The sequence below is a fragment of the Pseudomonas sp. LBUM1659 genome (assembly GCF_059716045.1).
This window is the reverse complement of the sequence record NZ_CP166797.1, coordinates 3,768,968-3,791,489: the sequence shown is the minus strand read 5'-3', so window position 1 is coordinate 3,791,489 and position 22,522 is coordinate 3,768,968. Positions and strand designations below refer to the sequence as shown.

At 59.7% G+C, this 22,522-nt stretch carries 18 protein-coding genes and 4 pseudogenes; 11 read left to right on the top strand and 11 right to left on the bottom strand.

Features of this window, described 5'->3' with window-relative positions; translation table 11 throughout:
• The first annotated feature begins 13 nt into the window (after window positions 1-13).
• From ACA048_RS17175 to ACA048_RS17165, 3 genes are read left to right on the top strand one after another with little or no spacing between them, the layout of a single operon-like run.
• Entirely contained in the window at window positions 14-853 is an 840-nt protein-coding gene (locus ACA048_RS17175; RefSeq protein WP_497625489.1) for a glutamate ABC transporter substrate-binding protein, read from the top strand.
• 27 nt (window positions 854-880) lie between these two features.
• The gene (locus ACA048_RS17170) at window positions 881-1,513 is read left to right on the top strand and encodes an amino acid ABC transporter permease (protein WP_310351108.1); all 633 of its coding nucleotides are present in this window, start codon (window positions 881-883) and stop codon (window positions 1,511-1,513) included.
• Complete coding sequence (locus tag ACA048_RS17165) at window positions 1,510-2,439, top strand: amino acid ABC transporter permease (protein ID WP_497625488.1); 930 nt, start codon at window positions 1,510-1,512, stop codon at window positions 2,437-2,439. Before ACA048_RS17170 ends, ACA048_RS17165 begins: the two co-directional genes overlap by 4 nt.
• 85 nt (window positions 2,440-2,524) lie before the next feature.
• Here ACA048_RS17165 and katG read toward each other — a convergent pair whose 3' ends face one another.
• Window positions 2,525-4,780 (bottom strand): catalase/peroxidase HPI, encoded by a 2,256-nt coding sequence (katG, locus tag ACA048_RS17160; RefSeq protein WP_497625487.1) that lies wholly within the window; start codon window positions 4,778-4,780, stop codon window positions 2,525-2,527.
• A gap of 449 nt (window positions 4,781-5,229) precedes the next feature.
• Window positions 5,230-6,090 (bottom strand): CAP domain-containing protein, encoded by an 861-nt coding sequence (locus ACA048_RS17155; protein WP_497625486.1) that lies wholly within the window; start codon window positions 6,088-6,090, stop codon window positions 5,230-5,232.
• Between the two features lie 198 nt (window positions 6,091-6,288).
• Between ACA048_RS17155 and ACA048_RS17150 the strand changes: the two are divergent.
• Both ACA048_RS17150 and ACA048_RS17145 read left to right on the top strand, forming a co-directional pair.
• Window positions 6,289-7,065 (top strand): annotated as a pseudogene (locus tag ACA048_RS17150) (MCP four helix bundle domain-containing protein); the annotation flags it as partial.
• Window positions 7,060-7,923, top strand: a complete 864-nt coding sequence (locus ACA048_RS17145) for a methyl-accepting chemotaxis protein (protein WP_411741825.1) — start codon at window positions 7,060-7,062, stop codon at window positions 7,921-7,923. The pseudogene ACA048_RS17150 and the gene ACA048_RS17145, both read left to right, overlap by 6 nt.
• A 56-nt stretch (window positions 7,924-7,979) precedes the next feature.
• Here the strand turns inward: ACA048_RS17145 and ACA048_RS17140 are convergent, their stop codons facing one another.
• The 3 genes from ACA048_RS17140 to ACA048_RS17130 all read right to left on the bottom strand — a co-directional run bounded on the left by ACA048_RS17140 (window position 7,980) and on the right by ACA048_RS17130 (window position 11,177).
• Window positions 7,980-8,420, bottom strand: a complete 441-nt coding sequence (locus ACA048_RS17140; RefSeq protein ID WP_497625485.1) for a hypothetical protein — start codon at window positions 8,418-8,420, stop codon at window positions 7,980-7,982.
• 111 nt (window positions 8,421-8,531) lie between these two features.
• Window positions 8,532-10,214, bottom strand: a complete 1,683-nt coding sequence (gene ilvD, locus ACA048_RS17135) for a dihydroxy-acid dehydratase (RefSeq protein ID WP_497625484.1) — start codon at window positions 10,212-10,214, stop codon at window positions 8,532-8,534.
• A gap of 66 nt (window positions 10,215-10,280) precedes the next feature.
• Window positions 10,281-11,177 carry a LysR family transcriptional regulator gene (locus ACA048_RS17130; protein ID WP_497625483.1) on the bottom strand — a complete coding sequence of 299 codons (897 nt, stop codon included), beginning with the start codon at window positions 11,175-11,177 and terminating at the stop codon, window positions 10,281-10,283.
• 128 nt (window positions 11,178-11,305) lie between these two features.
• Between ACA048_RS17130 and ACA048_RS17125 the strand changes: the two genes are divergently transcribed.
• Window positions 11,306-12,640, top strand: coding sequence for an MFS transporter (locus tag ACA048_RS17125; RefSeq protein WP_497625482.1), 1,335 nt, complete (start codon window positions 11,306-11,308; stop codon window positions 12,638-12,640).
• A gap of 102 nt (window positions 12,641-12,742) precedes the next feature.
• Here ACA048_RS17125 and ACA048_RS17120 read toward each other — a convergent pair.
• Window positions 12,743-12,979 (bottom strand): annotated as a pseudogene (locus ACA048_RS17120) (helix-turn-helix transcriptional regulator); the annotation flags it as partial.
• Here ACA048_RS17120 and ACA048_RS17115 point away from each other — a divergent pair.
• A pseudogene (locus tag ACA048_RS17115) lies at window positions 12,974-13,426 on the top strand (NAD-dependent epimerase/dehydratase family protein); the annotation flags it as partial. The pseudogenes ACA048_RS17120 and ACA048_RS17115 sit on opposite strands and share 6 nt — an antisense overlap.
• Here ACA048_RS17115 and ACA048_RS17110 read toward each other — a convergent pair.
• Window positions 13,417-14,327: pseudogene (locus ACA048_RS17110) on the bottom strand (bestrophin family protein). The pseudogenes ACA048_RS17115 and ACA048_RS17110 sit on opposite strands and share 10 nt — an antisense overlap.
• A gap of 113 nt (window positions 14,328-14,440) precedes the next feature.
• Complete coding sequence (locus tag ACA048_RS17105; protein WP_497625481.1) at window positions 14,441-15,229, bottom strand: alpha/beta hydrolase; 789 nt, start codon at window positions 15,227-15,229, stop codon at window positions 14,441-14,443.
• Between the two features lie 99 nt (window positions 15,230-15,328).
• On the opposite strand from ACA048_RS17105, the gene ACA048_RS17100 reads away from it, so the two are divergent.
• Window positions 15,329-16,273: an aldo/keto reductase gene (locus ACA048_RS17100; RefSeq protein ID WP_497625480.1), complete on the top strand. Its 945-nt coding sequence runs from the start codon at window positions 15,329-15,331 to the stop codon at window positions 16,271-16,273.
• On the opposite strand, the gene ACA048_RS17095 is transcribed toward ACA048_RS17100, so the two are convergent.
• The gene (locus tag ACA048_RS17095) at window positions 16,270-16,941 is read right to left on the bottom strand and encodes a glutathione S-transferase family protein (RefSeq protein WP_497625479.1); all 672 of its coding nucleotides are present in this window, start codon (window positions 16,939-16,941) and stop codon (window positions 16,270-16,272) included. The genes ACA048_RS17100 and ACA048_RS17095 overlap by 4 nt on opposite strands.
• A gap of 137 nt (window positions 16,942-17,078) precedes the next feature.
• On the opposite strand from ACA048_RS17095, the gene ACA048_RS17090 reads away from it, so the two are divergent.
• Complete coding sequence (locus ACA048_RS17090) at window positions 17,079-17,450, top strand: nuclear transport factor 2 family protein (RefSeq protein WP_497625478.1); 372 nt, start codon at window positions 17,079-17,081, stop codon at window positions 17,448-17,450.
• A 42-nt stretch (window positions 17,451-17,492) separates the two neighbouring features.
• Here the strand turns inward: ACA048_RS17090 and ACA048_RS17085 are convergent, their stop codons facing one another.
• Complete coding sequence (locus ACA048_RS17085; protein WP_497625477.1) at window positions 17,493-18,884, bottom strand: aldehyde dehydrogenase family protein; 1,392 nt, start codon at window positions 18,882-18,884, stop codon at window positions 17,493-17,495.
• Between the two features lie 100 nt (window positions 18,885-18,984).
• Here ACA048_RS17085 and ptrR point away from each other — a divergent pair, with 100 nt between their 5' ends.
• Entirely contained in the window at window positions 18,985-19,863 is an 879-nt protein-coding gene (gene ptrR / locus ACA048_RS17080; protein ID WP_452626968.1) for a putrescine utilization regulator PtrR, read from the top strand.
• A 252-nt stretch (window positions 19,864-20,115) separates the two neighbouring features.
• On the opposite strand, the gene ACA048_RS17075 is transcribed toward ptrR, so the two are convergent.
• Complete coding sequence (locus ACA048_RS17075; RefSeq protein ID WP_497625476.1) at window positions 20,116-21,036, bottom strand: LysR substrate-binding domain-containing protein; 921 nt, start codon at window positions 21,034-21,036, stop codon at window positions 20,116-20,118.
• A 145-nt stretch (window positions 21,037-21,181) separates the two neighbouring features.
• Here ACA048_RS17075 and ACA048_RS17070 point away from each other — a divergent pair, with 145 nt between their 5' ends.
• A complete protein-coding gene (locus tag ACA048_RS17070) occupies window positions 21,182-22,483 on the top strand; it encodes an NAD(P)/FAD-dependent oxidoreductase (RefSeq protein ID WP_497625475.1) in 1,302 nt (433 codons plus the stop codon).
• Window positions 22,484-22,522 lie beyond the last annotated feature (39 nt).

The following is a 22,522-nucleotide window of genomic DNA, read 5'->3' as shown; positions in this document are numbered from 1 at the left end:
AGAGAAATACACCATGCGCTCAAACCGATTTGTTGCTCTTAGCCTTTCCCTGCTGACGTCCTGCATGTTCGCCGGTGTTGCGTCGGCCGACACGACAGAGAAATTCGCGGCCGATTCGACCATGGCCAAAATTCACGAGCGAGGCAAGCTGGTCGTTGGCACCTCGCTGAACACGCTGATGTTTTCCTCACGCAATCCCATGACCGGGAATGTCGAGGGTTTCGAGGCTGAGTTGGCAAGGATGCTGGCCAAACGGCTGACGGGCTCGGAAGACAACATCGAGTGGGTCAGCACTACGCCGGAAAACCGCATCCCGTTGGTGCAGAACAAACGCGTCGACCTGGTCATCTCGACAATGACGGTGACTGATGAGCGCAAACAGGTCATTGGATTTGCCGGTCCGTATTACTTGGCGGGGCAAGATTCGCTGGTCAGGGCGGACGACCATTCGATCAATAAAACCGCAGACCTCGACACCAAAACCGTCTGTGTTCTGAGCGGCACCACCGTTGAACGTAACCTCAAACCTGTGGCGCCCAATGCCAAAATAGTGACCTTCAGCGACGCCTCGGCGTGCGTGGAAGGACTGATCGACAAGCGTTTCGATGCCTATGTCGACGACGGCGCCACGCTGGTCGGTGAGTCGATGCGCCAACCCGGCAAGATGCGCGTAGTCGGCACCCCCTTTACCGAGGAGCCCTACGGGATTGCCGTCGTCAAGGAAGACAACGTGTGGCGTGACTGGATCAATTCGCAACTGAGCACGTCGATCCGTGATGGCCAGTGGCAAAAAATGTATGACAAGGAACTTGAAGCCGGTTTGGGCGCGCCCCAAGTACCCGTCATCCAATAAGAAAGAAATCTGCAGAGGGTGACGTTGATGCCTTATATCGAGCGCTTTCTTGGGGGTATCGCGATAAGTGTCGAGCTCACCCTGCTGTCCTTCGCCATAGCCATTGTCCTGGGACTGCTTTTGGCTGTCATGAGGGTAAGCCCATGGCCGACATTTCGCTGGTTCGCCAGCGGTTACGTCGAGCTCATGCGAATGATGCCGCTTCTGGCTCTATTACTGCTGTTTACCTTCGGATTGCCCAAGCTCGGCTTCATCTATTCGCTGTTCACCTCTACGGTCCTGGTGCTGGGCTTGTATAGCGCTGCCTGGATTTGTGAGGTGGTACGGGCGGGCATCAATACCGTTTCACTGGGGCAGATCGAAGCCGCGCGCAGCATCGGGATGCGCTTTGATCAGATTCTCGGCGAAGTGGTTTTACCGCAAGCGGTGCAGTCGGTCATCGCACCGCTGGGAAATCTGTTCATCATTCAAATCAAGGCGTCGGCGATTGGTGCTGCGATTGGTGTCGCGGATATCACCTACACCGCACAAAGGATCAACTTCGATACGGCCCTGGCCGTGCCGACTTTCCTCGGCGCCATGGCTGCTTATTTGTTGCTGACCCTTCCCGCCGGTTGGTTCTTTCGCTACCTGGAGCAAAAAATGGCGGTGATCCGATGAGCTTCAATAATGTGTTGTACGAACCACCGGGGCCGATTGCCAGAAGGCGTAACCGACTCATCTCAGCGCTCGGCGCGATACTCCTGGTCGCGGGTCTGATTGCGGCGGGCCTGAGGTTAGACGAGAGCGGTCAGTTCGACGCCAAACGTTGGGAGATTTTCCTCCACCCGGGGACGCTGCGCTTTTTGTTTGATGGGCTGGTGGCGACCTTGCTCGCCGCCGTGATCAGTATGATTTTGGCGTTCAGCCTCGCTGTGCCATTGGCGGTTGCGCGGTTATCCTCCAAATTCTGGTTACGTACTCTGGCAGCTGCCTATATCGGCTGTTTCCGTGCAGTACCGTTACTGTTGCTGATCCTGTTTACTGTCATCCTATTGCCTTCCATGGGGCTCAATTGGTCGGCCTTGGGGTATCTGGTATTCGGCATGGTGTTGCATCACAGTGCAATGACGGCGGAAATCGTGCGCACAGGGATTCTTTCTTTGGGCCGAGGGCAGCGTGAAGCAGCACTGTCTATCGGCATGCGAGAGCACCAGGCGATGTTGTGGATTGTGCTGCCACAGGCGTTAAAACTTATGTTGCCGGCCTTGATAAGTGCGGTACTGGCCATTGTTCAAGATACGTCACTGGGCTACATCATTCCCTATGAGGAGCTGTTGCGCCGATCACAACAGATATCCAGCTTCGCACCGCAAACACTGCTTCAGTCCGCGTTTATCGTGACGGTCATGTATGGCTTTGTCAGCGCGCTGCTATTGGCACTGCGCCGCTGGATCGAACGACGCCAGGCCTATACCTCCCGAACGGCGAAAGGGGACGACGGCGTTATAGCCGCAGTGGTTTTTGCAGAAACGCTTGGCGGTATTCCTGGTGTAACGCCTGCGCTGGGTAATGTGTCAACGCAAGCGTCCACTCGCGATAAATAGTTCGATGCTTTTGTACAACGGGATCGAGCCTGCCTTTGGACCACCCCAACCCGAATGACCGGGTCGGGGTGGCCCATTCAAAGCCTCACTTCACATCAAACCGATCCAGGTTCATCACCTTGGTCCATGCCGCCACGAAGTCTTTAACAAACTTCTCCTTCGCATCACTGCTCGCATAAACCTCAGCCAGCGCCCGTAACTGCGCATGCGAACCAAAGACCAGGTCCACACGCGTCCCGGTCCACTTCACTTCGCCGGTTTTGCGATCACGTCCTTCAAACGCTTCAGCAGCTTCGGAGGTGGGTTTCCATTCCACGCCCATGTCGAGCAGGTGGGTGAAGAAGTCGTTGGTCAGCGCTTCCGGTTGTTGGGTGAAGACGCCATGCCGGGTTTGTCCGACGTTGGTGTTGAGCACGCGCAGGCCGCCGATCAACGCGGTCATTTCGGGCGCGGTGAGCGTCAGTTGTTGCGCCTTGTCGATCAGCAGGTGCTCGGCCGATACGCGGTAGCGGGTTTTCAGGTAGTTGCGGAAGCCATCGGCAATCGGTTCGAGGAAGCCGAAGGAATCCACGTCCGTTTGCTCTTGCGACGCGTCCGTCCGCCCTGGCGTGAACGGCACTGCAACGGTTTGGCCGGCATTTTTTGCCGCTTGTTCGACACCCGCATTACCGGCCAGCACGATTAGGTCCGCGAGCGAAATTTTTTTGCCGCCGCTGTTGAACTCGCTCTGGATGCTTTCGAGTTTCGCCAGTACGTTCGCCAGTTGTTCGGGCTGGTTGGCTTGCCAGAATTTCTGTGGGGCCAGACGCAGGCGTCCGCCGTTGGCGCCACCGCGTTTGTCGGAGCCGCGGAAGGTGGAAGCGGCTGCCCAAGCCGTCGATACCAGCTGCGAGACCGACAGGCCGGAGGCGAGGAGTTTGCCCTTGAGTGCGGCGACGTCACTGTCGTCGACCAAGGCATGATCCACCGCTGGGATGGGGTCTTGCCACAGCAGTTCTTCGTTCGGCAATTCCGGGCCGAGGTAGCGGGAGAGGGGGCCCATGTCGCGATGGATCAGCTTGAACCAGGCGCGGGCGAAGGCGTCGGCCAACTGATCGGGATTGGCCAGGAAGCGTCGCGAAATCGGCTCATAGATCGGGTCGAAGCGCAGGGCCAGGTCCGAAGTCAGCATGGTGGGATTACGCCGTTTGGACGGGTCGTGTGCGTCCGGAATGGTGCCGGCACCGGCGCCGTTTTTGGCGACCCACTGATGCGCCCCTGCCGGGCTTTTGCTCAGTTCCCACTCGAATCCGAACAGGTTTTCCAGGTAGTTGTTGCTCCATTTTGTCGGCGTGGTGGTCCAGGTCACTTCCAGGCCGCTGGTGATGGTGTCCGCGCCTTTGCCGGTGCCAAAGTTGTTCTTCCAGCCAAAGCCTTGCTGTTCAAGACCGGCGGCTTCGGGCTCGGCACCGACATTGTCGGCAGGTCCGGCGCCGTGGGTTTTACCGAACGCGTGACCGCCCGCGATCAGGGCCACGGTTTCTTCATCGTTCATTGCCATGCGACCGAAGGTTTCACGGATGTCCTTGGCTGAAGCCACGGGATCCGGATTGCCTTCAGGGCCTTCGGGGTTGACGTAGATCAGACCCATTTGCACGGCAGCGAGTGGGTTTTCCAGATTGCGGCCCTGCTCGGTGCGGCTTTCCTCGTTTTCCCCTGGCTCAGCCACCAGCGGACCTTCGCCGGGCTCTTGCATGGGCTCGTTTTCTTTGCCGTAGCGGGTGTCGCCGCCCAGCCATTTGTTTTCGGAGCCCCAGTACACGTCTTCGTCCGGCTCCCATACATCCGCACGACCACCAGAGAAGCCAAAGGTCTTGAAGTCCATCGACTCCAGTGCAACGTTGCCGGTGAGCACGATCAGGTCAGCCCAGGAAATGTTGCGGCCATATTTTTGCTTGATCGGCCAGAGCAGCCGGCGCGCCTTGTCGAGGCTGACGTTATCCGGCCAACTGTTGAGCGGTGCAAAGCGTTGTTGACCGGAGCCAGCCCCCCCCCGACCGTCACCGGTGCGGTAGGTGCCTGCGGCGTGCCAGGCCATGCGAATGAACAGCGGCCCATAATGACCAAAGTCCGCTGGCCACCATTCTTGCGAATCGGTCATCAGCGCCGTGAGGTCTCGTTTGACCGCTGCAAAGTCCAGTTTTTTGTAGGCTTCGGTGTAGTTGAAACCCTCGTCCAGGGGATCGGACAGGGACGAGTGCTGGTGCAGGATTTTCAGATTCAGTTGGTTCGGCCACCAATCGCGGTTCGTCGTGCCACCGCCAGCGGCGTGGTTAAACGGGCATTTCGATTCATTTGCCATGTGCAAGCTACCTTTGGTCGTGTTCATCCGGGCTATTCGGCCCTTTGTGGGTTCTGGAATAGCGACGAGCGAAAGCAATGACACAGGCTGCTGGGCCAGCAGTTCGATTCACTGATTGTTTTGATCACACGGAAATCGGTACAGCAGAAAACGAGGTGCAATCACGGTGGCCCACGGCAGGCTTAGTCATGTTTCTGACTCAATTCCTGTCTCCTTATCAGCTCAAAACCGGCCGGCTGACGCCAGCGCAGGGATAAGGTTAGACGCCTATCCGCAAGTCAGCTAATAGGTGGAGTATTCGGCGCTCATAGGCAAAAGCTTTTACTGAGGCCTTCGAGATTGAGGCGGCCGGCAACCAGACGTTCGAGTCACTGCCGTAAGTTGCCGGTGCCTTTGTCAGAGGGTGGGTGATGTTCCTTTCAAGCTAAAAAGCCGCAGGCTTACCACGGTCATTGCGCCCCAAACACCATCGTCCAATACACGCCTCTATCACTGCGCGCATCCGCCGCATAACCTGCGCCTACCTGGGTAAACATCGGGTTCATCAAATTCGCACAATGCCCGGGGCTGGTCAGCCATCCTGCCATGGCCTTGCTCGGTGAACTCTGCCCGGCGGCGATGTTTTCGCCGATTTGCCTTCCGCGAAAACCGGCGGCCCTCGCTCGATCCGCTGGCATATCACCGTCGGGGTCCTGGTGCGCGAAGTAATCACCGTAGGCCATGGCCTTGCTGTGCCCTTGTGCGGCAGCGCCAAGAGCGGGGCTCCAGCCAAGTGGTCGCGCGGCGGCGAAGCGCTGGCCGCCACACATCCGCGGTTTCGACCTCGCTGCGTTGACCTGCGCCAACAATGCTTTGCTGACGGCTCGCGAATTGCCGATCTGACTGTCGAGCACCGGCCGCGCCAGCACCACTTGCCATTCGGTCTTGGCGCGACTGACGCCAATGTCGGCGTATTGGCCGTCCAGCAACGCCCCGCAGTAATCGTCCTGCAACCTATCGAAGGCGTCATCGGCATCCTGTGCGCCGACCACGCGAATGCTGCGTACCGCCACCGCTGAATAGCCGGAATCTTTCAGCCGTTCGCGCAAACCGCCGCCATAGCCAATCGGCAGCGCCAGGCTGGAGTTCAGCGCCAGCGGTGCCAGACGCTGGGCCGGGCGTCTCTCGCAACGTTGCGGGTGGGCACGATAGTCGTTGATCGCCGCTACCAGTTGGCGTTCGCCATTGGCATGAGCGGGGGCGGCGGATAGAGCAAGTACAGGCAAGCAACACAGCGAGGCGCAGCGCAAGGCGAGGACGGTCGGGTGCATGAGGCGGACAGCTCTGATAAGAGGAGGGTGGTAATGGGAATTCACGGCGGGAGTAAGACTGGGGTTTGCCCGCTAGGTTCAGGAGGGCGAGGTGCAAAAAGAGCGGCTTTGCCTACCGCATGTCGCAAATTGCTAAAAGCCCCGGTCTGGCGTTAAACATGTGCCGGCTGCAGTCGATAGCGTTTTCATAATGCCGACGTGACAACAGAGGGCTTCACCGTGTCGATAAAACTCCGTTTACTCTTGCTGATTGGCACCAGTGTGCTCACCGCGCTGATCGTAAGCCTGGTCAGTTACGTGGGAAATACGCAGATGGCTGAAGCGGTGAATGAGAACGAGGTCAGCATGACCGCGCTGCGCAATCACCTCGAAGCCGACATGATGCACGACGCCCTGCGCGCCGATGTGCTGTCGGCGATGTTGGTGGGCCTGGGCAAAAGCACCAGCAGCAAAGCCGAGGTGCACAGTTCCATCGAGGAGCATGCGCAGCATTTTCGCGAAGTACTGGGCGAAAACCTCAAGCTGCCGGTCAACGACACCATCAAAACCGGGCTGAACAAGGTCAAACCGAGCCTCGACACCTACATCAGCGCGGCCGAGCGCATTGTCGGCCTGGCGCTGGAAAATCCGGAAGCGGCTCAAAAAGAACTGGGCACCTTCAATACCGTGTTCAGCCAACTGGAAGACCAGATGGCGGCCCTCAGCGAGTTGATCGAAACCAACACGCAGCAGACCAGCCAAGGCACTGCGCAAGCCATCCAGAGCGCCAACTTCACCCTCGGCATCGTGCTGGTCGCCAGCCTGGTGTTGCTGCTCGTTCAGGGGCGCTGGGTGACGCTGAGCATCATCGGGCCATTGCAGACCGCCAGCCGGATTGCCCAAAGCATCGCCCATGGCAATTTGAGCGAACCGATTGCCGAACCGACGCAACAAGACGAAGCCAGCGCATTGATCCGCAGCCTGGCGACCATGCAGCGCGATTTGCGCGGCATGATCGAGGTGGTGCGCAGCAACGCTCACGGTGTGAGCGGCATGAGCGATCAATTGAGCAGCGGTTGCCACCAGGTCGCCGACAGCAGCCAGCAGCAAAGCGCCGCCGCCAGCACCATGGCCGCTGCCGCCAGTGAAATGACCGCGAGCATCGAGGAAATCACCCGCCACGCTGAACGTGCACTGGACATGGCCAATCAAGCCGAGTCACTGGCCAAGGATGGCGGCCGGGTGATCCATCAGGTCGTTCAGGACATGGACGGCATTGCCCGTTCCGCGCAGCAGTCGGCTCAGGTGATCCGTACGCTGGACAAGGAGTCCGAAGGGATTTTCAACATCATTCAGGTGATAAAGGGCATCGCCGACCAGACCAATCTGCTCGCGTTGAACGCCGCTATCGAAGCCGCCCGTGCCGGCGAACAGGGCCGTGGCTTTGCCGTGGTCGCCGATGAAGTGCGCAGCCTCGCTGGCCGCACCAGCGCCTCCACCCAGGAAATTGCCAGTATGGTCGCGCGCATCCAGCAAAGCACCCGCGAGGCGGTGACCAGCATGGAGGCCGGCGTGGCACAGGTCGATAAAGGCATGGCTGTGACCGCCGACGTCGAGCGTGCGATTCGTCAAATCCTCGACGCCACGCTCAACACCACGCAACTGGTCAACGACATTACCCGCACCATCGGCGAGCAAAGCCTGGCCAGTAACGAAATCGCCCATCAGGTGGACATGATTGCCGGGATGTCGGAAGGCAACAGCAAGGTGATCGGACGGACCGCGTCGACGACCGATGAACTGTCGAGTCTGGCGGGCAAGCTGTCGCAGTCGGTGGATCGGTTTCGGCTCTGACGGATTTGAGCACCTTCCCGCTCCCACGCTTTTGCGTGGAAGCGGGGGAGAGCTTCTCAGGTCAGTTCACCGCAGAAAATTTCGTGATTGCCATCGGCCGGACTATCACGCACCACCAGCGAGTAATGGCCGGAACGCAGTGTGTCGTAAGGCACAGGAACAGTTTTCTGGAGATGGATTCCCTCTGTTTCGTTGAAGTTGTTGGTAATGACTCTGTTGAGTGAATAAGCCGGTTTCGGCTCATGCTTGGCACAGCTTCCCGAGTAGATATAGGTGTACAAGTGCGCTGGAACCAAAGTGCCATCGGGTACACCACCCACGAACAATGAGAGCTCCGTTTCATTACTGTTCATGGGGGTTAGAACAGCCTGAGCGATATGCCCGGCATTGTAAGTCGTTGCGTTCAAGGGAACGGCGTCGATCTGCTGTTGGGCTGATACAGCCACGGAGATGGACCCTGCCGCTACCATCAACGCCAGCGAAGATACGATTTTCATCGTAAACCTCCTGCCCTGCAAAAGGCGCGTTGAAGTGATCCCCCTATAAATTCTAGTCGTCCATACAAATCCGGGCTTGCTTCGGATAGTCGGTCTAATAGCGATTGGGTCTTAAAGGTATTTATCCGTTACAGCACCTTCCGACGCACTGGACACCGTCTTCGCATACTTCGCCAACACTCCGCGCTTGTATTTGGATTCCGGCCGCACCCAGCGGCTCTTGCGCTCGGCCAAAACCGCATCGGTTACGTCCACCGTAATCTGCCGGGTTTCGGCGTCGATGGTGATTTTGTCGCCGTCTTCAATCAATGCAATCGGCCCGCCTTCAAAGGCTTCCGGCGTGATATGCCCCACGACAAAACCATGGGAGCCGCCGGAGAATCGGCCGTCAGTGATCAACGCAACATCCTTGCCCAGCCCCTTGCCCATGACCGCCGACGTCGGCGAAAGCATTTCGCGCATGCCTGGCCCGCCCTTGGGCCCTTCGTAGCGGATCACGATGACGTCGCCGGCCTTGACCTCGCCGTTGAGGATGCCGGCGAGCGCACCTTCTTCTCCGTGATAAACCCGGGCCGTACCTTCAAAACGCAGGCCTTCTTTGCCGGTGATCTTGGCCACGGCGCCGGTGGGCGAGAGGTTGCCGTGCAGGATCACCAGGTGCGAGTCCTTTTTGATCGGCTTGTCGAAGGGCAGGATCACGTCCTGGCCTTCGGGATAATCGGGCACGTCTTTCAGGTTTTCAGCCAGGGTCTTGCCGGTGACCGTCAGCACGTCACCATGCAACATGCCAGCGTCGAGCATGCGTTTCATCAACGGCTGGATGCCGCCAATGGCCACCAGTTCGCTCATCATGTACTTGCCGCTGGGGCGCAGGTCGGCCACCACCGGCGAGACCTTGCCCAGCTCGACGAAGTCATCCAGCGTCAGCTCTACATCCACGGCATTCGCCATAGCCAACAGGTGCAGCACGGCATTGGTCGAGCCGGCGAGGGCGATGACCACGCGAATCGCGTTTTCGAAGGCTTTGCGGGTCATGATGTCGCGTGGCTTGAGGTCCAGCTTGAGCAGTTCCATGACCTGCTGACCGGCGCGGAAACTGTCTGACGCCTTATCACTGCCGACCGCGTCCTGGGAACTGGAACCGGGCAGGCTCATGCCCAGCGCTTCAATGGCTGAGGCCATGGTGTTGGCCGTGTACATCCCGCCGCAGGAGCCGGGGCCGGGTATCGCCACTTCTTCGATCTGTTTGACCTGGATTTCACTGATATCCCCCCGCGCATGCTGACCCACGGCCTCGAACACGGAAATGATGTCGGTGTGGCCGGCTCCCGGACGGATGGTGCCGCCGTACACAAAAATCGAGGGGCGATTGAGCCGCGCCATGCCGATCAGGCAGCCCGGCATGTTCTTGTCACAACCGCCCACGGTCACCAGGCCGTCAAAGCCTTCGCAGCCGACCACCACCTCAATCGAATCGGCGATCACCTCGCGCGACACCAGCGAGTACTTCATGCCTTCGGTGCCGTTGGCGATGCCGTCGGAAATGGTGATGGTGTTGAAAATGACGCCTTTGGCGCCGGCCGCGTTGGCGCCTTTCTCGGCCTCAAGGGCGAGCTTGTCGATGTGCATGTTGCACGGCGTGACCATCGCCCAGGTGGACGCGATACCGATCTGCGGCTTCTTGAAGTCGGCATCGGTGAAGCCCACGGCGCGCAGCATGGCGCGTGCGGGCGCGGCTTCGACGCCGTCGATGACTTGGGACGAGTATTTGCGCAGATCGTCTTTGTCGCTCATGACTTTTGCTCACATCAGCAGACCGTATCGGCAAGGATTGAAGTCTAGACCCGGGTGCCGCAAAAATCAGTTTGCCTGCGCACACACCTCACGAACACATTCGCGCAACCACCGATGCGCTGAGTCCGCATCCATGCGCGGGTGCCAGAGCATGGAGATTGTGATCGGTGGCGTCGGGATTGGCAGGGGGAAGCTGTGCAAACCGGCGCGCAGGTTTTGAGTATGTCGCTCAGGCACGGTCGCGATCAGGTCCGAGGCGCGGGCCAGTGCCAGCGCGGCAGAAAAACCGCCAACGATGGTGACGATGTCTCGCTCCAGTCCCAATGCTTTCAAGGCGTCATCCATCGGCCCGCTGTCCCGCCCGCGTCGCGAGACCAGGATATGCCTGCCCGAGGCGTAGCGGGCGGGCGTGATCTCGCCGTCGCTCATCCCATGTCCGGCGCGCACCACACCGATAAAGCGATCCTGGAACAGCACGCGGGTGCGCACTTCGGGGCTGGTGGTGTCGCCCACCACGCCGGTTTCCAGATCGACCGTTCCGTCACGCAGTAGCGCGCTGTCCTTGTTGAGTTTCTGCACGAAGTGCAAACGCACCCCGGGTGCTTCCGCGCTGAGGCGAGCAATGAGCGCCGGGCCGAAGTTTTCGACAAAGCCGTCGCTGGTGCGCAGGGTGAAGGTGCGAATCAGGTGTTTGAGGTCGAGTTGCTCGGCAGGGCGCAACACCGCTTCGGCGTGCTGGACCAGTTGGCTAACCTGCTCGCGCAGCTCCAGCGCTCGCGGCGTCGGCACCAGCCCACGGCCGGCGCGCACCAGTAGCGGATCGCCGGTGGTTTCACGCAAACGCGCCAGTGCCCGGCTCATCGCCGAGGGACTCAGGCGCAAGCGCTGGGCGGCGCGCGCCACACTGCCTTCGGCGAGCAGGGCATCGAGGGTAATCAGCAGGTTCAGATCGGGCGTGGTCATGGCTGAACGTTAGCACGACTGTGCGGTGACGTGGCGTTGCGTGCAGGTATTAAGTGCGAACGCTGCGTCTTCCGCCCTGTCAGCCACGCGCATACGCTGAAAGCCACTCTTTCAGAAGCGGTCACCCCATGAAAACCCTCACACAATCCGCCCCGGTCCGCTGGACGCTCGCCAGCCTTTCACTGTCGATGTTGATGCCGTCCCTCGACACCAGCATCGCCAATGCCGGATTGCCGACATTGGCGCAGGCCTTTGGCGCAGCGTTTGAAGACGTGCAGTGGATCGTCCTGGCTTATCTGCTGGCGATCACGACGTTGATTGTCAGCGTCGGACGACTCGGAGACCTGGTCGGTCGCAAACGCTTATTGTTGAGTGGGATCGTGATTTTCACCCTGGCTTCGCTGGCCTGCGGGCTCGCCCCTTCGTTGGGCTGGCTGGTCGCCGCCCGCGCCGTGCAAGGCTTTGGCGCGGCGATCCTGTTGGCGCTGACTGTGGCATTTGTCGGGGACACGGTGCCGAAGGCGCAGACCGGCAGCGCCATGGGCTTGCTCGGAACGATGTCGGCGATGGGCACCACGCTGGGTCCATCCCTGGGCGGCGTGTTGATGTCCGGTTTTGGTTGGCAGGCGATTTTTCTGGTCAACGTGCCGTTGGGCGTTCTGAACTTTGTGCTCGCATATCGTTGCTTACCGGCGGATCGGCCGGTGGCCCGGCGGGGCGGTTTCGATTTTCCGGGGACGCTGCTGTTGGCGCTGACGCTAGGTACGTATGCGCTGGCCATGACTTTGGGGCATTGGGGTTTGCTGCTGGTCGCGGGTGTCGGTGCCGGGATTTTCCTGTTTGTAGAGGCGACGTCCAGATCGCCCTTGATCAGACTGGCGCTGTTGCGTGAACGCGGACTGAGTGCGAGCCTGGCAATGAGCGCGTTGGTGTCGACGGTGATGATGGCGACGCTGGTGGTCGGGCCGTTTTATCTCTCGGGCACGCTGGGGCTGAACGCGGCGTTGGTGGGGCTGACCTTGTCGGTCGGCCCGCTGGTGGCGGTGCTGGCGGGTGTTCCGGCCGGTCGTCTGGTTGATCGTTTTGGCGCGCAGCGCATGACCGTGTTCGGGCTCATCACCATGGCGGTGGGCGCCGGGGTGTTGTCGATCATGCCGGCGGGTTTCGGCATTCCCGGCTATATCGCGCCTATCGCGGTGATCACCGCCAGTTATGCGTTGTTTCAGGCGGCCAACAACACCTTGATCATGACGGGCGTCAGTGCGGATCAGCGGGGTGTGATCGCCGGGTTGCTCAGCCTGTCGCGCAATCTGGGGTTGATCACCGGCGCCTCGGCGATGGGCGCAGTGTTTGCCGGCAATGGCATGCGGGTCACGTTTGCGGTTGCAGCAGGGCTGATCGTGCTGGCATTGGCCATCGCGTTACGTGCCCAAAAGCGCCAGCTCGCAGCCGTCCCCCTGTAGGAGCTGGCTTGCCAGCGAAAGCGGCATCTCAGTCAGCACTTATATCGACTGATCCACCGCTTTCGCCGGCAAGCCAGCTCCTACAGGGGACTGCACGGGGCGTCAGCCTTCGTCATCCTTACGCTCATTCGGCCGCAGTTTGAACCGGCAGACATTCCCGCCCCGAACCATGCATTCCGTATGGTCGACCTCACCACCGCCCAATGCACCGATCAAGGCCAGGTCCAGTTCGCACACCACCGGGTGAGCGGCGGCGAGGCGGTGGAACACGCAGTTGTGCGCGACGATTTCCTTGTCGTCCGAGGTGCGAAAGATCACCTCGGCTTCGTACCCGGCCTGCGCTTTTTTACTATCTACGGGCCTTGGGGGCGTCCCGACATGGCGCTGTTCAAGTTCACTGAAGCGATTCTCAAGGGCCGGCCGATTGATGTGTTCAACCATGGTCAGATGGCGCGCGATTTCACCTACGTCGACGACATCGTCGAAGGCATAGTCCGGCTGCGGACAAAGCCGCCGGTATCGAGCCAGGAGGTCGAGGGCGTCAACCGGATTTTCAACATCGGTCGTGGCAAGTCGGTCGCGCTGCTGGATTTTATCGAATGCCTGGAGTCGGCATTGGGCATACCGACTCAGCGCAATTACTTGCCGATGCAAGCGGGCGATGTGGTCAAGACCTGGGCCGATGTGTCGGCGCTGGCGGACTGGGTCGACTTCCGGCCGCAGGTGACCGTTGAAACCGGAGTCGCGCAATTTGTGGAATGGTATCGGCACTTTTATCAGGTGTGAAACCACCTCAACACAAAGTCCACCGGCGCCAGCACTGGAGGTAGTTGGGTTTCTCCCGTCGCGGTCAAGATCTCCCGCTCGATAGTGCGCACGATCGCATCGAGCGGCAGATCGTTTTCGTCACGACCAAAAGGGTCCTCCAAGTCATCGCCAATCGCGTCCAGGCCAAAAAAGGTGTAGCTCACAATCGCCGTGAAGATCGGTGTCATCCAGCCCAAGGGTTCGGCCATGGCGAAGGGCAGGAGGAAGCAGTAAAGGTAACTGGTGCGGTGCAGCAACAACGTGTAGGCAAACGGCAGCGGCGTGTGTTTGATCCGTTCGCAGGCGGCCTGAGCCTGGATCAGGTGGGCCAGATGATTGGCCATGATCGTGTAGCGCCATTCGTTGATCACCCCCGACTCGCTGAGCGCCGAACACTGCTGCCCGACCTGCGACAAAATGCTCCCGCTGAAGTCAGGCGCGTTGTCATTGGGGATCGGGTCGAGCCAGCGGCCACTCGCCGCCCGTTCGTTTTCCTGGCGCAGCTTGGCTTTGAGCGCATGGGCGAATCCGCACAAGTCACTCAAGATGGCGTTTCGCGTGTCGGCGTCCTTGATGATCGCGGTTTCGCGAATCATCGAACGAATCGCAACCATCACGTCGCCCCAGGCTTTGCGGCCTTCGTACCAGCGGTCGTAGCAGGCGTTGTTGCGAAAGCTCATGAAGATCGACAGTGACAATCCCAGCAACGTAAACGGCGTCGCGCTGACTTTGGAAAAGTAGCTGGGGTGCATCGTTTCGACGAGCACGATGACCGACGCCAGCGGCATGACCATCAGGCTGCGCAAGGCAATCCGTTTGGAAATCGAGCCCTTGATCGCGCTGAGGATATTGATAAGTTCGGTTTGGGTCTGACGATCATGGAGTTCTGCCTTCAGGTATTTCGCGTCGCGCGCAGGCTAAGAGCAAGCAGGTGTGGAGTCCAATCACTCTCCGTTACCGCGTGATCGATGCCGTCTATGAAGGGGTTCGTGATCATAATCCGTCGCCCAGTAACTTGAGGTATTCGGGTTTGTCGGAAAGGGAGTTATGACCAGCGTCCGGTATCACCTTCAGCGTGGCCACGCCGGGGGTGAAATGGGTGTAGAGCTGCTGCGTGCTCGAACGCGGTATGACCTCGTCATGCCCGGCGGCGATCAACAACGTCGGCACCGTAATGTGCGCCGCGTATCGCCAGGATTCGAATCGGTCCTTTAACAGCCACTTCACCGGAAACAACGGGAAGCGCTGTTTGGCGAGGCTTTCCAGGCTGTTGTAAGGCGTGATCAGGATCAGGCGCTGGGCGGGGCGTTGGCTGGCCAGGCGCACGGCAACGCCCGAGCCCAGGCTGCGACCGACCACTGCAATAGTCGGATGGTGGTTGTAGACCGTGTCAAACAAGGTCAGGGCATCGCGCGCAATCGCCTCTTCGGACGGCGAGCCGGTACTGCCGCCGTACCCTCGGTAGTGCATCAAGTACAGCGCATGTTCGGGAAACGCCTGCGAAAACGCGGCCAGATTGCCAGATACATCCTCGGCATTGCCGCCGAAGTAGATCAGCGCGTTCGGGCCGTCATGCGGCCTGACTGAAACCTGCACCTGCGCGTCCTCAACCGTCAGCGTCAGCAGCGAAGCGGGTGTTGCGATGACACTGGGTTGCGGGAAGTAGATCAAGGCTCGCTGAAACACGAACAACGCCGCACACAGCGCCAGGTACAACGCGGCAATGATGACGATGGAAAACGCCAGGGTTCTGAACATTCGACTAACTTTAGTGAGCGACATTGGCGGCTCTGGAGTTGAGGACCGCTAACACATAATCAGTGCCAGAGTTTAGTTCAACGGTAGCGAGGCACGCCGGGTTGGGCCAGACAGGCAAATACGATGAGCCACACTGACGGATACACGCGTCGACAACTACTCACGCTGGCTGCCGGTGCTTCGGCGGTTTTCACCTTCGAACGGGCGTGGGCAACCTCTGCGCCGTCGACGGAAACAGGAGGCAAGACCATGCTGACCCGCACCATTCCCTCCAGCAACGAGCCATTGCCCATCGTCGGGTTGGGCACGTATCGCGGTTTTGATGTCGAGCCTTCCAGCCCCGCCTACAAACAATTGCCAGAGGTGCTCAGCGCCTTGTTCAAAAAGGGCGGGACGGTCATCGACAGCTCGCCGATGTATGGCCGCGCCGAACAGACCACTGGTGAATTGCTGTCGATCCATGAGCCGCGCTCGCCAGCCTTTCTCGCCACCAAGGTGTGGACCCGTGGCCGCGAGGAGGGCATCGCGCAGATGGAAAAGTCCTTCAGCCTGTTGCAAACCGATCGCATCGACCTGATGCAGATCCACAACCTGCTGGACTGGCAAATCCATTTACCGACGTTGCGCCAATGGAAGGAACAAGGGCGTATTCGCTACATCGGCATCACTCATTACACGGCGTCGGCTTACGATGAAGTGGAAGCGCTGCTCAAGGCCGAACCGTTGGATTTTTTGCAGATCAACTATGCCCTGGACGATCGCGGTGTCGAGAAACGCATCTTGCCGCTGTGCCGCGAACGCGGTGTGGCGGTGATCTGCAACCGGCCCTTCGGTGGCGGTGGTTTGCTCGAACGATTGAAGGGCAAGCCACTGCCAGGGTGGGCAGCGCAAGTGGGGGTCAACAGCTGGGCGCAACTGGCGTTGAAGTTCCTGCTGTCCCATTCGGCGGTGACTTGCGTGATCCCCGGCACCGGCAATCCGCGTTACATGGCGGACAATGCCGGTGCCGGATTCGGGCCGATGCTCACCGGCGCGCAGCGCGAGCAGCTGATCGATATTGTGCGTTAGGTGCGCGGGTAAAACCGTTGCGGGATGTCTTGCTCAAATGGGTAGAACGAGAAGTAAGGCCTGGCTTCGTCTATCACCCGCTGCACGGACGGCCGGTTCATCAGTCTGTCGAAATAGGCGCTCAAGTGGCCGTATTCATCAGGAATCCGCTCAAGCGTACTGGCATAGAAAAGTGCTGGGGCCGCTGCGCAATCGGCCATGCTGAAATCGGCGCTGGCCAGCCAGGTGCCGTTCGCCAGTTGGCGGTCGAGCATGCCGTAGACGGTCTGTAGCGTGGAGCGTTGCTGGGTCAGATTGCCGTTCGCACCGATGATGCGATCCAGCACAATTTGTTGCAGTGGGGTCTGAAGATAGTTGTCGCAGATCCGGTCCCACAGACGGACCTCCAACGCAGTGTCCCAATCGCCCGGAATCAACCGGTTTTGCCCGGCAAAATAGCGATCCAGATATTCAATGATGATCGTGGACTCCGCCACGTCGAACAGGCCGGTGTGATCGCGAATGACCGGGAATTTGCCGATCGGCCAGAGTGCCTGCAACTCTGCTTTCTCTGCAGCGTCGCCCAGATCAATGATTCTATTTTCGAAGTCGACAGCGTGTTCATAGAGCGCGATCAGCACTTTGTGGCAGTACGACGACAGCGGATGGTAATAAAGCGTCAGTGACATTATTCAGCTCCTGCGGGGAAGTGGCCTCCATCAGCATAGTCGCCGTCCGCGAGGGTTAACTTGCGGTGCTAGACTTTTCTGGTTGGACCGATCAGCCCTCACCTGTGGTGTGAGGACGAGAAAGCTGGAGGTATGTCATGACTGCTCAATCGCTGGACAGGGAGCACATCAGCGTTGTCATTCGCAATTATGTAGAAGGGATGGTGTTCGCCGACGAAGTGCTGCTGCGGCATGCGTTTCATCCCGCTTGTCGCATCATTGGTCACTACCATGGCGAGCTGGAATGGTTATCGCTGGATGACTTTATCAGCGCGATCAAGGCCGAAGGGCCGGCGCCCAAAGAGGTCAAACCGTTCTGGGAAACGATCAGCGTTGATATCACGGGAGATGCTGCCGCCGTCAAAGTGATGGACGACTACATTGGCATGCGCTTCACGGATTATTTGTCGTTACTGAAAATCAACGAGCGCTGGATGATCGTTAGCAAGCTCTACTTCTTCCACGAGTAAAACCGCTGCCTGGGAGCCAAGCTCCCAGGCACCGTCAAGCAATCAGCGACGGTCCAGCCACACGGTCTGCGCATTGCAGAACTCGCGGACCCCGAAGTGCGACAGCTCTCGGCCAAAACCGCTTTTCTTCACGCCACCGAAGGTCACGCGCGGGTCGGAAGCGCTGTAGCCATTAATGAACACACCACCGGTTTCCAGTTCGCCGGCCATCTGTTGGGCGAGCGCGACATTGCCCGTAAAAATGGTTGCAGCCAGACCGAACTCACTGTCATTCGCCAGTTCCAGCGCATGCGTAGCGTCCCGCGCCGTGATAATCGACGCCACCGGACCAAACAGCTCCTGTTTGAACGACGTCATCTGATCGGTGACACCGGCGAACACGGTCGGCTCGTAGTAGTTACCGGGGCCTTCAGCCTTCTTGCCGCCCATCAACAACGTCGCGCCTTCCTCGAGGGTGGCACGCACTTGTTGATCCAGTTCATCACGCAGATCAAAACGGGCCATCGGGCCGATATACGTGCCGGCGGCCAGTGGGTCGCCGACCACCAGTTTGCGCGTGGCGTCGACGAACTTGCGCGTGAATGCATCGACAATGCCTTGCTCGACGATCAAGCGCTTGGCCGCCGCGCAGACTTGCCCGGTGTTCTGGTAGCGGCCAATGACGGCGGCTTTGACCGCTTCATCGAGGTCCGCATCGTTGAGCACGATAAAGGGGTCGGAACCGCCCAGTTCCAGCACGCATTTCTTCAACGCCGCACCGGCCTGAGCGCCGATGGCCATGCCGGCGCGCACGCTTCCGGTGAGGGTCACTGCCGCGATACGAGGGTCGGCAATCGCCGTGGAGACGCCCTCCGGCGTGACGTTCAGCACCTCGAAAACACCTTGAGGGAAATCGGCGTTCTTGAAGGCTTCCAGCAGCAGATAAGCGCTGCCCATGACGTTGGGAGCATGTTTAAGCACGTAGGTATTTCCAGCGATCAGCGCTGGAACCGCACCGCGCAGCACCTGCCAGATCGGGAAGTTCCACGGCATCACCGCGAGAATTGGCCCGAGCGGGCGGTATTCAATGCGCGCTTTGCCGCCTTCAACCAGCGTCGGTTCGGCGTTTAGCATGGCTGGGCCGTGTTCGGCGTACCACTCGCAGAGCTGCGCACACTTTTCGATTTCGCCACGCGCCTGGGTGATCGGCTTGCCCATTTCCAGGGTGATCATGTTGGCCATTTTGTCGGCACTGTCGCGCAGTGCCCGAGCCAGGGCGATCAACAATTGCGAGCGTTGCTCGATGGCTGTTTTGCGCCAGACGCGAAACCCGCCAGCGGCCCGCGACAGGGCGGCTTGCAGTGCCGATTCGGACTCGAAAGGGTAGTGGCGGATCTGCTCGCCGGTGGCCGGGTTGATCGAAATCGCATGGGTAAGGCTGGAAACGCTGGTCATGGCACCGTCCTGCTGGGTGGGAATGCGCTCAGGTTACGGTGGTGTCTATTTTCTGGAAACTGAATAATACTGAGCATAACGTTCACGTTTGGAGAATGACTTGGATCTGGTTCAGTTGGAAATTTTCAAGGCAGTTGCCGAGCACGGCAGCATCAGCGTTGCCGCGCAGCACATCCACCGGGTGCCCTCCAACCTGACGACGCGGATCAAGCAGCTGGAACTGGATCTGGGCGTGGACCTGTTTATCCGCGAGAAAAGCCGCCTGCGTTTGTCGCCGGCCGGCTGGAGTTTTCTCGATTATGCCCGGCGAATCCTCGACCTGGTTCAGGAAGCCCGCGCCACCGTGGCAGGTGAAGAGCCGCAAGGCTCGTTTCCCCTGGGCTCGCTGGAGAGTACGGCGGCGGTGCGAATTCCCGAGCTGTTGGCTGCCTACAACCAGAAACACGCCAAAGTTGAACTGGACCTGTCCACCGGTCCTTCGGGGACCATGATCGATGGGGTGTTGTCGGGCCGCCTGGCCGCCGCATTTGTCGACGGGCCGGTGCTGCACCCGGCACTGGAAGGCGTGCCAGCGTTTGAGGAAGAGATGGTGCTGATCGCGCCGCTCAACCATTCGCCGATCCATCGCGCGCAGGATGTGAACGGCGAAAACATCTACGCCTTCCGCTCCAATTGCTCGTACCGGCACCACTTCGAGAGCTGGTTCACCAAGGACGCGGCAGTGCCTGGCAAGATCTTCGAAATGGAGTCCTATCACGGCATGCTGGCCTGTGTCAGCGCCGGTGCCGGCCTGGCGTTGATGCCGCGCAGCATGCTGGAGAGCATGCCGGGGTGCACCACGGTGAGTATCTGGCCGTTATCGGAATCGTTCCGGTATCTGCGCACCTGGCTGGTGTGGCGCCGAGGCACAGTGTCCCAGAGCCTGACCATGTTTGTGCGCTTGCTGGAAGAGCGCGGGGTGGTTCAGCCACAACCCTGAGCCCATCCCATAACCCTGTAGGAGCGAGTTTGATCGCGAATGCAGTGGGCCAGTCGACATTGATGTTGAAGGTCAGTCCGCTATCGCGAGCAGGCTCCCACAATTGATCTCCATGGATCACAAATTTTGTGGCCGACAAAATTCCCCTGTAGGAGCAAGCTTGCTCGCGAATGCGGTGAGTCAGGCAACATCAATGTCCACTGACCCTGCGCCTTCGCGATCAAGCTCGCTCCTACAGGGGGTTTGTGTTGGTCAGGAGGGTTTGCTGATACTCGTAATCCCCTCGGACTGGCCGGCAAACCATTGCATGATCAGTGCGCACGCCGGATGAGACGTGGCCGAGGGTTGCAGGCTCAGCGAATAGCGTCCTCGAGTCTTTAAGGGGCGGCCGAACGGGACGATGAGCACACCACGCTCGATCGATTCCTCAGCCAGGGTCATGTCCGTCATCGCCACCCCCAGACCACGCGCGGCGGCATCCAGCGCCAACTCATCGAGGTTGAAGGGGATGTGCCGGTAGTCCTCCAGCGACTGTCCGTCATTGGCTGCCAGCCAGTCGATCCACGCTTGTTTGTCCGCCGAACGATGCAGCAGCGCAAAGTTGCTCAGATCTTCCACCGAGGCCAGTGGCCGGGTCGGACTGCCGAGACCGGGGGCGCACACGGGAATCAGCGCTTCCTCGAACAGGGTCAGGCAGGCGGGATCACTGGACGGCTCAGGCAGATAGAGGATGTACGCATCACTGTCGCTGGCCGGTTCGACAATCTCGGTGGCCACGGTCTCGATCGACAGGGAAATGTCCGGATGATGACGATAGAAGTCGCTCAGCTTCGGCAGCAACCAGCGAACCGCCAGCGACACATGCATGCGTATGCGGAAGGGGCGTTTTTGCGGGGACAGCCGGTCTTCGAGAGTTTTCAATTGCTCAAGGATAGTGCGCGCGCTGGCTAGAACCAGTTCACCCTCCGGCGTCAGGCGAAGGCTGCGACTGCTGCGACTGCTGCGCACAAACATCGGCACACCAAAGTGGCTTTCCAATTGCTGGATTTGCCGGCTTACGGCGCTTTGGGTCAGGCACAGCGTGTGCGCCGCTTGCGCGAAGCTGCCAGCTTCAGCGACTTCCACCAAGGCTTGCAGGGCTTGGAGATTGGGTACGTGGCGAATTTTATTCATGCGCTTTGAGAATAGCTCAATGATTTTATAACGTTGGTTGTATCACCGAAGACCTAATAAATTCTAGCCCTGACGGCCGCCATCCATCATCGTCTATGCGATTGCTGCATGAGAAGGCCGGAACGACAATCCAGGCAGGTGATGCATGAAAAATGAATGTGGCTGGATCGCGCAAACCGAAAGCGTACCGGCGCGTGATCGTCTGAGCGGTTCGCAAAAAGCCGATTGGTTAGTGATCGGTGCCGGCATCACCGGCCTGAGTGCCGCTCATGCCCTCGCACAATTGCACCCTCAGGCGCGCATTGTGGTGGTCGACCGCCAGCGCGCCGCGCAAGGCGCTTCGGCACGCAATTCCGGCTTTGTGGTAGCTCACGAACATCCGGGCAACGACGAGTTGATCGGCAGCCCCGGGTTCGTCGAGTTTGAAGTGGACACCACTATTTCACGCGCGGCTAGCGCGGAAGTCCGCACGATGATTGCGCGTCACGGCATTGAGTGCGACTTCAAGGACTCCGGCTATTTCTTCGCCGTCAGCGATCCCGGCAAGTTGACCCACGTCGAGGAAAAGCTGCAAACGCTGCGGGCACTCGGGGCTTCTGGGCAGTTTCTGGAAGGTGAACAACTGGCTCAAAAACTCGGCACCCGGCATTACCGCGCGGCAATCTGGTGCGGCAATGGCAACGCGCTGCTGCAACCGGCGAAGTACGTGAAAGGCTTGCTCGATGCGCTGCCCCAGACGGTCACGGTTTACGAAAACACCGACATCACCGGCCTCGAACGTCTGGGTCAAGGAGGTCTGCGGGCCAACGGTGTCGAGGGCAGCATCGAGGCGAAACGGATATTGGTCTGCCTGAACGCCTTTGTGCCTCGTGCAGGCATCCAGGACAGCGGCACGTTTGCCATGGAACTCAGCGCCAGTCTCACGCGGCCGTTGAGTGATGCCGAGTTTCGCGAGATGGGCAACGTCGAATCTTGGGGTGTTTTGTCCACCCGTCCTCTGGGCGCCACAGTACGCCTGACCCCGGATCGTCGGGTGATGATCCGCAACACGGCGGAATACCGCTCGCGGGATTTGTCCACCAACGAGCTGTCGATCCGCCGACAGCACCATGTGCTCGGCTTGCAACGACGTTTCCCCTGGCTGGGCGAGCACGACATCCAATACACCTGGACCGGTCACCTGAGCGCCTCGCGCTCCGGGCAGCCGTATTTTTCACAGGTGCAAGAGGGCGTATTTGCCGTCGCCGGCTGCAATGGATCCGGCGTGGCGCGCGGCACCCTGTGGGGGCGGCTGCTCGCCGAGCTGGCGTCGGGCGTTGACTCGCCGATGCTCGATTCGGTGATGCGCAGGGCCCAACCCGGCTGGCTGCCGCCGCGCCCCTTGCTCGACATCGGTGCCATGCTGCGAATGCGCGTAGAGGCCATCCGGGCAAAGTCAGAAATCTAGAAATCCGCTTACCACAAAAGAACAAAAAGGTGATCGAAC

Excerpts from the sequence above, each read along its gene's own strand:
- ACA048_RS17175 (WP_497625489.1), top strand. The coding sequence starts at position 14 with ATGCGCTCAAACCGATTTGTTGCTCTTAGCCTTTCCCTGCTGACGTCC.
- ACA048_RS17170 (WP_310351108.1), top strand. The coding sequence starts at position 881 with ATGCCTTATATCGAGCGCTTTCTTGGGGGTATCGCGATAAGTGTCGAG.
- ACA048_RS17165 (WP_497625488.1), top strand. The coding sequence starts at position 1,510 with ATGAGCTTCAATAATGTGTTGTACGAACCACCGGGGCCGATTGCCAGA.
- katG (WP_497625487.1), bottom strand. The coding sequence starts at position 4,780 with ATGGCAAATGAATCGAAATGCCCGTTTAACCACGCCGCTGGCGGTGGC.
- ACA048_RS17155 (WP_497625486.1), bottom strand. The coding sequence starts at position 6,090 with ATGCACCCGACCGTCCTCGCCTTGCGCTGCGCCTCGCTGTGTTGCTTG.
- ACA048_RS17145 (WP_411741825.1), top strand. The coding sequence starts at position 7,060 with ATGCAGCGCGATTTGCGCGGCATGATCGAGGTGGTGCGCAGCAACGCT.
- ACA048_RS17140 (WP_497625485.1), bottom strand. The coding sequence starts at position 8,420 with ATGAAAATCGTATCTTCGCTGGCGTTGATGGTAGCGGCAGGGTCCATC.
- ilvD (WP_497625484.1), bottom strand. The coding sequence starts at position 10,214 with ATGAGCGACAAAGACGATCTGCGCAAATACTCGTCCCAAGTCATCGAC.
- ACA048_RS17130 (WP_497625483.1), bottom strand. The coding sequence starts at position 11,177 with ATGACCACGCCCGATCTGAACCTGCTGATTACCCTCGATGCCCTGCTC.
- ACA048_RS17125 (WP_497625482.1), top strand. The coding sequence starts at position 11,306 with ATGAAAACCCTCACACAATCCGCCCCGGTCCGCTGGACGCTCGCCAGC.
- ACA048_RS17105 (WP_497625481.1), bottom strand. The coding sequence starts at position 15,229 with ATGTCGCTCACTAAAGTTAGTCGAATGTTCAGAACCCTGGCGTTTTCC.
- ACA048_RS17100 (WP_497625480.1), top strand. The coding sequence starts at position 15,329 with ATGAGCCACACTGACGGATACACGCGTCGACAACTACTCACGCTGGCT.
- ACA048_RS17095 (WP_497625479.1), bottom strand. The coding sequence starts at position 16,941 with ATGTCACTGACGCTTTATTACCATCCGCTGTCGTCGTACTGCCACAAA.
- ACA048_RS17090 (WP_497625478.1), top strand. The coding sequence starts at position 17,079 with ATGACTGCTCAATCGCTGGACAGGGAGCACATCAGCGTTGTCATTCGC.
- ACA048_RS17085 (WP_497625477.1), bottom strand. The coding sequence starts at position 18,884 with ATGACCAGCGTTTCCAGCCTTACCCATGCGATTTCGATCAACCCGGCC.
- ACA048_RS17075 (WP_497625476.1), bottom strand. The coding sequence starts at position 21,036 with ATGAATAAAATTCGCCACGTACCCAATCTCCAAGCCCTGCAAGCCTTG.
- ACA048_RS17070 (WP_497625475.1), top strand. The coding sequence starts at position 21,182 with ATGAAAAATGAATGTGGCTGGATCGCGCAAACCGAAAGCGTACCGGCG.